10 protein-coding genes are annotated in these 11963 nt (G+C 71.8%); 6 read left to right on the top strand and 4 right to left on the bottom strand.

Annotation, left to right across the window (positions count from 1 at the left end):
• Window positions 1-180 precede the first annotated feature (180 nt).
• On the bottom strand, window positions 181-1914 hold the full coding sequence (locus tag AC2YHB_RS12560; protein ID WP_179651747.1) for a nitrite/sulfite reductase: 1734 nt from the start codon (window positions 1912-1914) through the stop codon (window positions 181-183).
• A gap of 380 nt (window positions 1915-2294) precedes the next feature.
• Between AC2YHB_RS12560 and AC2YHB_RS12565 the strand changes: the two genes are divergently transcribed.
• Window positions 2295-3746, top strand: coding sequence for a glycine hydroxymethyltransferase (locus AC2YHB_RS12565; RefSeq protein WP_179651745.1), 1452 nt, complete (start codon window positions 2295-2297; stop codon window positions 3744-3746).
• 81 nt (window positions 3747-3827) lie between these two features.
• Here AC2YHB_RS12565 and AC2YHB_RS12570 read toward each other — a convergent pair whose 3' ends face one another.
• A complete protein-coding gene (locus tag AC2YHB_RS12570) occupies window positions 3828-4520 on the bottom strand; it encodes a response regulator (protein ID WP_036544909.1) in 693 nt (230 codons plus the stop codon).
• Window positions 4517-6115, bottom strand: coding sequence for a sensor histidine kinase (locus AC2YHB_RS12575; protein WP_308645698.1), 1599 nt, complete (start codon window positions 6113-6115; stop codon window positions 4517-4519). The genes AC2YHB_RS12570 and AC2YHB_RS12575 overlap by 4 nt, the downstream gene beginning before the upstream one ends.
• Window positions 6116-6263: 148 nt before the next feature.
• Here AC2YHB_RS12575 and AC2YHB_RS12580 point away from each other — a divergent pair, with 148 nt between their 5' ends.
• Window positions 6264-7637, top strand: coding sequence for a cation:dicarboxylate symporter family transporter (locus AC2YHB_RS12580; RefSeq protein ID WP_179651741.1), 1374 nt, complete (start codon window positions 6264-6266; stop codon window positions 7635-7637).
• On the opposite strand, the gene AC2YHB_RS12585 is transcribed toward AC2YHB_RS12580, so the two are convergent.
• Window positions 7625-8761, bottom strand: a complete 1137-nt coding sequence (locus AC2YHB_RS12585) for a phosphotransferase (RefSeq protein ID WP_179651739.1) — start codon at window positions 8759-8761, stop codon at window positions 7625-7627. The two genes, AC2YHB_RS12580 and AC2YHB_RS12585, sit on opposite strands and share 13 nt — an antisense overlap.
• Window positions 8762-8865: 104 nt before the next feature.
• On the opposite strand from AC2YHB_RS12585, the gene AC2YHB_RS12590 reads away from it, so the two are divergent.
• From AC2YHB_RS12590 to AC2YHB_RS12605, 4 genes are all read left to right on the top strand, one after another.
• A complete protein-coding gene (locus tag AC2YHB_RS12590) occupies window positions 8866-9843 on the top strand; it encodes a YihY/virulence factor BrkB family protein (RefSeq protein WP_179651737.1) in 978 nt (325 codons plus the stop codon).
• A gap of 179 nt (window positions 9844-10022) precedes the next feature.
• Window positions 10023-11138 carry a potassium channel family protein gene (locus AC2YHB_RS12595; protein WP_051932199.1) on the top strand — a complete coding sequence of 372 codons (1116 nt, stop codon included), beginning with the start codon at window positions 10023-10025 and terminating at the stop codon, window positions 11136-11138.
• A gap of 147 nt (window positions 11139-11285) precedes the next feature.
• Entirely contained in the window at window positions 11286-11456 is a 171-nt protein-coding gene (locus tag AC2YHB_RS12600; protein WP_179651735.1) for a hypothetical protein, read from the top strand.
• Between the two features lie 86 nt (window positions 11457-11542).
• Complete coding sequence (locus AC2YHB_RS12605) at window positions 11543-11953, top strand: hypothetical protein (protein ID WP_179651733.1); 411 nt, start codon at window positions 11543-11545, stop codon at window positions 11951-11953.
• Window positions 11954-11963 lie beyond the last annotated feature (10 nt).

The following is an 11963-nucleotide window of genomic DNA, read 5'->3' on the forward strand; positions in this document are numbered from 1 at the left end:
CTTCTTCAGCGTCAGTGGTTCGGGTGGGGGCGACGGACGTGAGTCCGAGCAGCTGGACCTGGAAGGCCCGGCGGCACCCCCGGCATTCCCAGCCGGTCGGCTCGTGCGGCCAGAGGTCGGTCTCGCCGCAGTAGGGGCAGTGGTAGGGAACTGCCCGCGACGACACCGACTCCTCCGACATCAGACCGACTCCAGCGTCCTCGACTCGAGCGTCCTGTCGCCGCGCAGCAGGTCCTCGTCGGCGCGGTGCACCCACGCGTCGAAGGCCTCGCCCTCGGCGCGGTCGGCCAGGTAGTTCGTCACGACCGAGGTGATGTAGTCGTCCAGGCCCTTGCTGGTGACCTTGTGGGCGCGCAGCTTGCGACCGAAGTTCGCCCGCAGGCCGATCGCACCACCGAGGTGCACCTGGAAGCCCTCGACCTGCTCGCCGTTCTCGTCGACGACGAGCTGGCCCTTGAGGCCGAAGTCGGCGACCTGGGTCCGGGCGCAGGCGTTGGGGCAGCCGTTGACGTTGATCGTGATCGGGGTGTCGAGCTCCGGGAAGCGCTTCTCGAGCTCGTCGACCAGGTCGCGCGCACGGTTCTTCGTGTCGACGATCGCCAGCTTGCAGAACTCGATGCCGGTGCAGGCCATCGTGTTGCGCCGCCAGGCGGAGGGGCGGCCGCTGAGGCCGATCTCGTCGAGGCGGTCGAGCAGTGCGTCGACGACGCCGCCGTCGACGCCGATCAGCACGATCTTCTGGTACGGCGTGAGGCGGGCGCCCGTGACGCCGTACTCCTCGAGCAGGTCGGCCAGCTGCACCAGCAGCGTGCCGGAGACCCGGCCGGCGGTCGGCGCGACGCCGACGTAGAACTTGCCGTCCTTCTGCTCGTGCACGCCGATGTGGTCGCGGTGGCCGACCGGCGACTCGGGCGAGGCGAGGGTCTCGAGCTTCTTGCCGAGGTACTCGTTCTCGAGGACCTCGCGGAACTTCTCGACACCCCAGTCGGCGACCAGGAACTTCAGGCGGGCCCGCGAGCGGAGGCGGCGGTAGCCGTAGTCGCGGAAGATGCCGGCGACACCGGCCCACACGTCGGGGACCTCGTCGAGCGGGATCCAGACGCCGAGCTTCTGGGCGAGCATCGGGTTGGTGGACAGGCCGCCGCCGACCCAGACGTCGAAGCCGGGGCCGAGCTCCGGGTGCACGGTGCCGACGAAGGAGACGTCGTTGGTCTCGGGGGAGACGTCGTGGCTGGGGTGGCCGGTGAGCGCGGTCTTGAACTTCCGCGGGAAGTTCGAGAAGTCCTTGTTGTTCAGGTAGCGCCGCTCGATCTCCTCCAGCGCCGAGGTGCCGTCGATGATCTCGTCCTTGGCGACGCCGGCGACCGGCGAGCCCAGGAACGGGCGGGGCGAGTCGCCGCAGGCCTCGAGCGAGTGCAGGCCGGCCGCGTCGAGGCGCTCCCAGATCTCCGGGACGTTCTCGATCTCGATCCAGTGGTACTGGATGTTCTCGCGGTCGGTCACGTCGGCGGTGTCGCGGGCGAAGTCGACGCCGATCTGGCCGAGGGCACGCACGGCGGCGGGGGAGAGCAGCTTGCCGTCGGAGCGGACCCGCAGCATGAAGTAGCGGTCGTCCAGCTCCTCCTCCTCCATCGAGCCGGTCCGTCCACCGTCGATGCCGGGCTTGCGCTGGGTGTAGAGGCCCATCCAGCGGAAGCGGCCGCGCAGGTCGGCGGGGTCGATCGAGTCGAAGCCGCGCTTGGAGTAGATGTAGAGGATCCGGTCCCGCACGTTGAGCGGGTCGTCGTCCTTCTTCGACTGCTCGTTCTTGTTGAGCGGCTCGGTGTAGCCGAGCGCCCACTGACCCTCGGCGCGCTTGGGGCGCGGGATCTCGGTGTGCTTGGCTCGTTCGGGCTTGAAGCGCAGGTCGGGCATGCGGAGAGGAGGTCCTTCGCTGATGGGCGCGCCGGGGAGTCAGGCGCGCGGCTCGGGTGGATGCGGCGGCGGCGTCAGCGGGGCCAACACATCATGCTGCGCGTGCGCCCGAAGTCCACGTGGCGTCGTACCACGAGGTGCGCATGGGTGGCAGCGGTGACCATGTCAACGAGTCTCATCCTTCGGACTGCCCGCCACCAAATCTGAATCTCATGATGTGGACATCCGTCTCGGAATATGGAATGCACGGCCCGGATCGCACCGTGGCCACGCGGGACCTGCGACGCACGTCACACGAGGCGGCGCCTCTCACCACACCAGTCCCGGCGGTGCACCCCGGGGCGCCGCCGGGGTCGGCGCGCCCCACTACGCTGTCGCCCATGAGCGACAACTCCGTCAACGGCGAACTCGTCAGCAGCGCCTACCGCCAGGCGCTCGAGGTCATCGCGTCCGTCGAGCCCCGCATCGCCGACGCCACGCGCCAGGAGCTCGCCGACCAGCGGGCATCGCTCAAGCTGATCGCGAGCGAGAACTACGCCTCGCCGGCCGTGCTCCTCACGATGGGCACCTGGTTCAGCGACAAGTACGCCGAGGGCACCGTCGGCCACCGGTTCTACGCCGGCTGCCAGAACGTCGACACCGTCGAGGCGCTCGCCGCCGAGCACGCGCGCGAGCTGTTCGGCTCGGAGTACGCCTACGTGCAGCCGCACTCCGGCATCGACGCCAACCTGACGGCGTACTGGGCGATCCTGGCGCACCGCGTCGAGGGCCCCTGGCTGCAGGACGCCGGCGTGAAGAACATGAACGACCTCTCCGACGCCGACTGGGAGAAGCTGCGCCACGAGCTCGGCAACCAGCGCCTGCTCGGCATGAGCCTCGACACCGGCGGCCACCTCACCCACGGCTTCCGCCCGAACATCAGCGGCAAGATGTTCCACCAGCAGCAGTACGGCACCGACCCCGAGACCGGGCTCATCGACTACGACGCCCTGCGCGCGAAGGCCAAGGAGTTCAAGCCGCTCATCCTGGTCGCCGGCTACTCCGCCTACCCCCGCCGCGTGAACTTCGCGAAGATGCGCGAGATCGCCGACGAGGTCGGCGCCACCCTCATGGTCGACATGGCGCACTTCGCCGGCCTGGTCGCCGGCAAGGTGTTCACCGGCGACGAGGACCCGGTCCCGCACGCCCACATCGTCACCTCGACGTCGCACAAGTCGCTGCGCGGCCCGCGCGGTGGCTTCATCCTCGCGACCGAGGAGTACGCCCCGAGCGTCGACCGCGGCTGCCCGATGGTCCTCGGTGGCCCGCTGTCGCACGTGATGGCCGCCAAGGCCGTGGCCTTCGCCGAGGCGCGCACGCCGGAGTTCCGCACCTACGCCAACGCCGTCGCCGACAACGCCAAGGCGCTCGCCGAGGGCCTGATGAAGCGCGGCACCAAGCTGGTCACCGACGGCACCGACAACCACATCGTGCTGCTCGACGTCTCGTCGTTCGGCCTCACCGGCCGCCAGGCGGAGTCCGCCCTGCTCGACGCCGGCGTCGTGACCAACCGCAACTCGGTCCCGTCCGACCCCAACGGCGCCTGGTACACCTCCGGCATCCGGATCGGCACCCCGGCGCTCACCAGCCGCGGCTTCGGCGTCGACGAGTTCGACCAGGTCGCCGACCTGATCGTCCACGTCCTGCAGAACACCGAGGCCGGTACGACGTCGGCGGGCGCCCCGTCGAAGGCGTCGTACGTCCTGGGCGAGGGCGTGGCCGACAAGGTCCGTGCCGCGTCGGCCGAGCTGCTCGACAAGCACCCGCTCTACCCGGGCCTCGACCTTTCTTGATGGCGCGAGCGCGGCTCCGCCGCAGGGCGGGCAGCAAGCTGCCTGGCGACGGCTCCCGCCGCGCTGCCGCGCGTTGCTGACCTACCTCCAGCTGTAGCTGACCTCGGGCCGGCCGCCGCTGGGTCCGTACCGGACCCCGCGCGCGGCCAGGCCCTGGTCCGCCAGGTGCTCGAGGTAGCGCCGCGCGGTCACCCGGGAGGCGCCGACGACGGCGGCGACCTCGCTCGCGGACAGGTCGTGCTCCGCCTCGCGCAGCGCCGCGGTCACCGCACGCAGCGTCTCCGCGCTCATGCCCTTCGGCAGCGGCGCGCTGCCCGTCGGCCGCAGCGACCCCAGCAGCTGGTCGACCTCGTCCTGGACCACCTCGTCCGGGGCGGCGTCGAGCCGGGCGCGGTACTCGGCGTACTGCTCGAGCTTCGCGCGGAAGGTGGCGAACGTGAACGGCTTGAGCAGGTACAGCACCACCCCCTGTACGACGGCCTGCCGCACCACCCGCGTGTCCCGCGCCGCCGTCACCGCGATCACGTCGCACAGGTGCCCGGCGGCACGCAGCCCGTTGAGCAGCCCGAGCCCGTGCCCGTCGGGCAGGTTCATGTCGAGCAGGACGAGGTCGACCGGGGTGCCGGCCTCTCGGGCCGCGTCGAGCGCGCGGACCGCCTCCCGCGCCGACCGGGCGACGCCGGCGAGGGCGAAGCCGGGGACCCGGCCGACATAGGCCGCGTGCGCCTCGGCGGCCAGCGCCTCGTCCTCGACGACGAGCACCCGGACGCTCACCGTCCTGCCTCCGCCGGGGTGAGGGCCAGGGTCACGGTGAACGCGGCGCCGCCGAGGGGCGAGCGGCCGACGACGATCTCGCCGTCGTGGCGGCGGGCGACCTGTCCGACGAGGGCCAGCCCGAGGCCGCGACCGGTGCCCGGCTCGGCCTTCGTGGTCCAGCCCCGGTCGAGCACACGGGCGGAGGCGTCGTCGTCGAGGCCCGGACCGCTGTCGCCGACGGTGATCGTGACCGAGCGCTCGTCGCCGGAGAGCCGGACCTCGACCACCCGGGGATCGGCCTCGGCGACGGCGTCGAGGGCGTTGTCGACGAGGTTGCCGAGCACGGTCACCAGGTCGCGCGGCGCGATGCCGGTGCCGGACGGCAGCTCCCCGACGATGCGCAGCTCGACGCCCCGCTCGGCGGCCTCCGCGGACTTGCCGAGCAGCAGGGCCGCGACGACGGGGTCGTCGACGGCGCCGACCACCTGGTCGGTCAGCAGCTGGGCCACCTGCAGCTCGTCGGTGGCGAACGCGACCGCCTCCTCGGTCCGGCCCATCTCGATGAGGGAGACCACCGTGTGCAGGCGGTTGGCCGACTCGTGGTTCTGCGAGCGGAGCGACTCCGTGAGGCGGCGCACGACCTCGAGCTCGCCGGTGACCGAGCGCAGCTCGGTGTGGTCGCGCAGGGTCACGACGGCGCCGACGTCGCGGCCCTCCCACTGCGCCGGGGCGGAGGAGACGACGAGGATCCGCTCGCCGGCGAGGTAGAGGTCGTCGGACTCGGCGGTGCGCCCGCGGGCGGCGGCGACCAGCGCCGGCGCGAGGCCGAGGTCCTCGATCCGGGTGCCGACCACGTCGTCGGGCAGCGCGAGCAGGCGCCGGGCCTCGTCGTTGACCAGCTGGACCCGCCCCTCGCCGTCGAGGAGCAGCAGGCCCTCCCGGACGGAGTGCAGGACGGCGGAGTAGTACTCGTACATCCGGGCCAGCTCCTGCTCGCCCATGCCGTGGGTCAGCCGGTGCAGCCGGCGACTGAGCAGCCAGGCACCGGCCATCCCGGCGAGCAGCACGAGGACGCCGCACAGGACCACGATGCTGACGTCGCGCTTGAGCCCGCGGTTGATGTCGCTGACGGTGATCCCGACCGACACCAGCGCCACCACACGACCGTCGTCCTCGACCGGGACGACCGAGCGGACCGACGGGCCGAGCGAGCCCTTGTACTGCTGGGTGAAGATCCCGCCCTCGGGTGCGTCGCCGAGGTCGCCGACGAACTTGCCGCCGATCAGGCTCGGGTCGGGGTGCGTGTAGCGGGTGCGGTCGAGGTCCATCACCACCACGAAGTCGGTGTCGGTGTCGCGGCGGACCTCCTCGGCCCACGGCTGGAGGGTCGCGGTCGGGTCGTCGCTGCGCAGCGCGGCGCGGACGGTGGGGGAGTCCGCGACGGTGAGGGCGACGGCCACCACGCGCTGGGTGGCCCGGCTGCGCGAGTCCCGCCGGGCGTCGTACGACGCCATCAGGATCCCCGTGACGACGAGCAGCAGCACCGTGCCGACCTGGAGGAGCAGCACCTGGCGCGCGACCGGGCGGTCGCGGAGCAGGCGGGGGCGGGGCACGGCGCCATTCTCGCCCACCGGAGGACCGCGGATGTGACGCAGGCCACGAACACAACGAACACAACGGTGACGACCGTCACCTCCGGGCCGAGAGTTGGCGAGGACGCCCCACCGGGGCACCCGGAACGGACCGGACCAGGAGGACCCCATGAGCACCACCAGCACAGGGACGCAGCCGAAGCACGGCTCGCGCGCCACCCACTACCTCTACCTCGCCGTCATCGGCGCGGTGCTGCTCGGCATCGCGACGGGGCTGCTCTTCCCGACATTCGCGGTCGAGCTCAAGCCGCTCGGCGAGGGCTTCGTCAACCTGATCAAGATGATGATCCAGCCGATCATCTTCTGCACGATCGTGCTCGGTGTCGGCTCGGTGGCCAGCGCCGCCAAGGTCGGCCGGGTCGGTGGCCTGGCGCTCGTCTACTTCATGGTGATGTCGACGGTCGCCCTGACCATCGGCATGGTCGTCGGCAACTTCCTCCACCCGGGCGACGGCCTGCACGTCACCGCCGACGGTGCGGCGATCGCGCAGGAGAAGGCCGCGGAGGGCCACTCCGACACGACGGCCTTCCTGCTGGGGATCATCCCCGACTCGCTGTTCAGCTCGCTGACCAGCGGCAGCGTGCTGCAGACCCTGCTCGTCGCGCTCCTCGTCGGCTTCGCCCTCCAGCGGATGGGGGCGTCCGGTGCCCCGGTGCTCACGGTCGTCGGCCACCTGCAGCGCCTCGTCTTCCGCCTGCTCGGCATGATCATGTGGGCCGCGCCGGTCGGCGCCTTCGGTGCGATGGCCGCCGTGGTCGGCACCGGCGGCGCGGACGCGCTGAAGAGCCTCGCCGTGCTGATGATCGGCTTCTACGTCACCTGCGTGCTCTTCGTATTCGTCGTCCTGGGCGCCCTGCTCAAACTCACGACCGGCATCAACATCTTCGCGCTGCTGCGCTACCTGGGCCGCGAGTTCCTCCTGATCCTGGCCACCTCGTCCTCCGAGTCGGCCCTGCCGCGGGCGATCGCGAAGCTCGAGCACGCCGGTGTCGACAAGACCACCGTCGGCGTGGTCGTCCCCACCGGGTACTCGTTCAACCTCGACGGCACCGCGATCTACCTGACCATGGCGTCGATCTTCATCGCCGAGGCCGTCGGGAGCCCGCTGGCCATCGGTGAGCAGGTCTCGCTGCTGCTGTTCATGATGATCGCCGCCAAGGGCGCCGCGGGCGTCACCGGCTCGGGCATGGCGGTCCTCGCCGGCGGCCTGCAGTCGCACCGCCCGGAGCTCGTCGACGGCGTCGGCCTGATCGTCGGCATCGACCGGTTCATGTCCGAGGCCCGCGCCCTGACCAACTTCGCCGGCAACGCCGTCGGCACCGTGCTGGTGGGCCACTGGACCGGCAGCATCGACCGGGCGCAGATGGAGCGCGCCCTGTCCGGCGAGGACCCGTTCGACGAGACCACGATGGTCGACGACCACCAGCCGGCCGCCGCGCCGGAGCCGGGGGACCGGCTCGCCAAGGAGCCTCAGCCGGTCTGATCGACGAGGTCCAGCGCATGGCGGGCGATGGCGGCCCTGGTGGCCGCCATCGCCCGCAGCGCGTCCGTGGGCTCGGCGTCGAGGTGCTCGAACGGGATCGCCGAGAGACCGCTGAACACCAGCAGGTGCAGGGCGTGGGCGCGGCGGACGGTCGCGAGGTCGAGCTCCAGCCCCTCGGCGGCCAGCCCGTCGACGTACGACGCCAGGCAGGCCTCGCCGCGCTCGGCGAGGTCGCTCCCGTCGCCCCGTCCGAGCTGGACCTCGCCGACGAGGAGCTGGCCCAGGTCGAAGCCGACGGGCAGCGCCATGAAGAACCCGAAGTCGATCATCGTGAAGCCGTCCCGGTCCGGGCGCACCAGCAGGTTGTTGGGGCAGGCGTCCCCGTGGCCGACGAGCTCCGGCAGGGCGAGCAGCTCGTCGGTCAGCTCCGGCAGCCGGTCGACCGCGGCCAGCAGCCGTGGACGGAGGTCCACGAACGTCCCCGCGACGAGCGGGTGCCGCCAGATGCCCTCGTCGCCGAGGATCGGCAGCACCTGGTGGCCCAGCCGGCCGTCGACGTAGCTGCGCACGTCCCACTCCCGGCTGCCGATCCGGGCCAGGGCGCGGATGCCCGGACGGGCGGCGAACCGCCCGAGCAGGTGGGCCGCCCGCCGGTAGCGGTCGAGGTCCCACGCCACCTCGACCGTGGGCACCACCTCCAGCCACACGGCGTACGCCCGGTCGTCGATCTCGTGGATGCCGACCGCCCGCGGCATCGCCAGTCCCTCGGGCAGCAGGTCGCCGAGGCCGGCGCGGTAGACCGCGCCCTCCGTGCGCCACGGCACCATCCCTGCGGCCCACTCGCGCACCTCCGGCGGCACCATCTCGAAGAAGGGCGAGCGTGACCACTCGTGCACGTGCTTCACGAACAGCGTGAAGTCCCGCTCGTGGCCGTCGATCGATGCCGTGCCCCGCACCCACCACCGCCCGCCGGTCGTGATCGCCGGCAGCTCGTAGTCGACCTGCACCGCCTGTGAGCGCAGCACGGTGACGGAGGCGTCGCCGGCGTCGTACAGGGTGGCGACCATGGCCGCGAGCGTGGCGTCGGAGACATCGGCGGGGCCGAGGGCGGAGCGGTCGTGCACGGCGTCCTCCGGAGCGTGAACCCGAGCTGAGCGATGCAGATCACCCGACTCTAGGCCGCTCGGGATGCCTCGGTCAGGGTCTTGCGGCAGATAGCGTGAGGGCCATGGCGGACGATCCGGGGACCCAGGCCCGGCCGTCGTACCTCCGCAACGCCGTGGACCGTCTCCCGGGGCCGGTACGACGGTTCTTCCACCTCGTGTGGCGGCTGATCGTGACCACGGTCAGCTCCTGCCTGCGCTACCGGGTCACGGGGCTGGCCGCCGAGGGGGCCTTCTTCGCCGTCCTGTCGGTGCCGCCGCTGATCTTCGCGCTCGCCGGCGGTGTCGGCTACGTCACCGAGCACTTCACGGCCGCCCAGGTCGAGGAGGTGCGCCGCGCCGTCATCGACCTCTTCTCGGCCTTCCTCACCGACACGGCGGTCAACCGGGTGATCGTGCCGACGATGAACGACGTGCTCGAGGGCGGCCGCTTCGACGTGATCTCGCTCGGCTTCGTGCTCGCGCTCTGGTCGGGGTCCCGCGCGCTCAACGTCTTCGTCGACACCATCACGATCATGCACGGGCTCGGCGGGCACCGGGGGATCGTCAAGACCCGCGCGCTGGCCTTCGTGCTCTACATCCTCGCCGTCATCACCGGGGCGATCACGCTGCCGCTCGTGGTCGCCGGACCCAAGCTGGTGCGCTCGTGGCTGCCGAACCGCGCCGAGTTCCTGATGGGCTTCTACTGGCCGCTGATCGTGGTGATCTGCATCTGCTTCCTCGCCACGCTCTACCACGTGTCGGTGCCGGTGCGGACCAACTGGAGCTTCAACCTGCCCGGCGCCACCTTCTCGCTGATCAGCTGGATCGGCGGCTCCTACCTGCTGCGCTGGGTGCTCACCGTGACCGCGCAGGACTCGCACTCGATCTACGGCCCGCTGGCCGCGCCGATCGCCATCCTGATCTGGCTCTACATCGCCGCGCTGGCCGTGCTGATCGGGGCCGGCGTCAACGCCGCCTTCGACGAGGTCTTCCCGCAGGAGACCACGCAGCGGGCGCGCCGGGAGCTGATGGCCCGCCTCCTGCGCCGCCCCACGGACTGACGGCAGGCCACCCCGGATCCCGCCTGCTGCGCGGCGCCTCGGACTCGATCTGGCCGCGTTGGCGACGCTCGACGTGCGCCCAGCATGCGGTCGCGCCGCCGCCTTGCCAGATCGGCCCGAAACGCCGCTCGCGACGCCGGTATCCGGGGCGGCCAGCCGGGTGGAGTAGGTTCCGGGCCGTGGGTGACCAGACAGGAGCGCCGGCGAACAGCCCCTCGGTGGGCCGGGTCGCGCTGCCCGAGCGGATCCGCTCGCCGTGGTGGGAGCTGGGCCGGCGGCTGCTCGCGGCGCTGGCGATCCTCGTCGGCACCGTGATGCTCGTCTACTTCGACCGCGAGGGCTACCGCGACTCCGGTGACGCCACCGCCGACGACCCGTTCGGCACGGTCTCGCTGGTCGACGCGATCTACTACACGACCGTCACGCTGAGCACGACCGGCTACGGGGACATCTCGCCGGTCAGCGACCCGGCGCGACTGGTCAACGCGTTCATCATCACCCCGGCCCGCATCGCCTTCCTCGTGCTGTTGATCGGTACGACGCTCGAGGTGCTCGCGCAGCGCGGGCGCGAACTTTTCCGCATCGCCCGATGGAGGAAGCAGATGGGACACCACGTGGTGGTGATCGGCTACGGCACCAAGGGCCGCAGCGCCGTGGAGACGCTGGTCAACAACGGCCTCGACCGCGAGCACGTGGTCGTGGTCGACCCGAGCCCGGTCGCGCTGGCCGACGCGCACGCCGACCAGCTCGCCGTGATCACGGGCGATGCCACCCGCCGCGGCGTCCTGCAGCGCGCCGGGGTGGCCGACGCCGACCAGGTGATCATCACGACCGGGCGCGACGACTCCAACGTGCTCGCCGCGCTGACCGTGCGCCAGCTCAACCCGGACGCCTGGATCGTCGCGGCGGTCAGCGAGCAGGAGAACGCCCCGCTCATGCGCCAGTCCGGCGCCGACTCGGTCATCACCTCCTCCGACGCCGTCGGCCGCCTGCTGGGCCTCTCCACGCTGTCGCCGACCCTCGGCACGGTGATGGAGGACCTGCTCACCTACGGCGAGGGCCTGGAGGTCGCCGAGCGCGAGCTCCTCGTCAACGAGGTCGGCATGCCGCCGCAGTCGCTGCCGGACCAGGTGATCGCGGTCGTGCGCGACGAGAAGGTCTACCGTTACTTCGACCCGGTCGTGACCCTGCTCGCGCGCGGCGACCGGCTGGTCGTCGTACGGCCGGCCAAGGAGCTGCCCTGGGCGCCGCGCCCGGGGACCCACAACGAGGACTTCGCGGCCGACGAGGACTGAGCGCGGACCGGGGCGGGACCCCGGCCGGGACCGATGGCTCACCCGGACTACCCGGGGTGCCGACGATCGTGCACACTTGCCCGCCACGCGGTCACCAGGACCTTCGGTCCGCGACAACGGGGGTCCGCACCCACCATGCTGAGGGCCATGGGGAAGGACTACGGACCGTGGGTCAGGCACGACTGGTGCCCTCGCTGCTTTCGTCGGACCGAGCAGACGCGGTGGTACCGCCGGCTGCTCGGTGAGCCGCCGGAGCTCGACGAGCGCCGCACGCGCTGCAACGAGTGCTCGAACGACCCGGGCCTGGTCGCCAGCTGACCTCCGCACCGTCGACCACCGGCAGGGTTGACCTCCGCGCTTTGGGTACCGCTCTGGCGAACCTGAACCCACGCAGGAGGATCGACATGAGCAAGAACGCCACCCAAGACCTCGCCCAGGGCCTCGCCCACGACCTCAAGGACGTCGCCGACGACCTTCGCGGCATCGTCGAGACGGTCGTGGTGCCCAAGGTCGGGTCGGCCGTCCACGCCGCCGCCGAGCGCGTGCCGGACACCGTCGTCGACCGGCTCCCGGCCAGCGTCGCCGACCACCTCCCGACGCAGCGGAGCCACCGCGGGCGCAAGCTGCTGCTCGCCGGCGGCCTCGCCGCGATCGCCGCGGCCGCCTTCGCGTTCGCCAAGCGCTCGAAGGGCTCGGCGCCCGCCCCCACGGCGACCCGCTCGCCGTCGTACCCGCGACCGGTGGCGGAGGACTCTCCCACGCCGACCGACGTCCTGGACGACCCGCTGGCGGACCCGGCCGACCGCCGCAACTGACCCGCGGCCC

The organism is Nocardioides sp. SRI_004, assembly GCF_057586415.1.

What these genes read in the sequence shown, in the direction of transcription:
- AC2YHB_RS12560 (WP_179651747.1), bottom strand. Translation starts at nt 1,914, where the DNA reads ATGCCCGACCTGCGCTTCAAGCCCGAACGAGCCAAGCACACCGAGATC.
- AC2YHB_RS12565 (WP_179651745.1), top strand. Translation starts at nt 2,295, where the DNA reads ATGAGCGACAACTCCGTCAACGGCGAACTCGTCAGCAGCGCCTACCGC.
- AC2YHB_RS12580 (WP_179651741.1), top strand. Translation starts at nt 6,264, where the DNA reads ATGAGCACCACCAGCACAGGGACGCAGCCGAAGCACGGCTCGCGCGCC.
- AC2YHB_RS12590 (WP_179651737.1), top strand. Translation starts at nt 8,866, where the DNA reads ATGGCGGACGATCCGGGGACCCAGGCCCGGCCGTCGTACCTCCGCAAC.
- AC2YHB_RS12600 (WP_179651735.1), top strand. Translation starts at nt 11,286, where the DNA reads ATGGGGAAGGACTACGGACCGTGGGTCAGGCACGACTGGTGCCCTCGC.
- AC2YHB_RS12605 (WP_179651733.1), top strand. Translation starts at nt 11,543, where the DNA reads ATGAGCAAGAACGCCACCCAAGACCTCGCCCAGGGCCTCGCCCACGAC.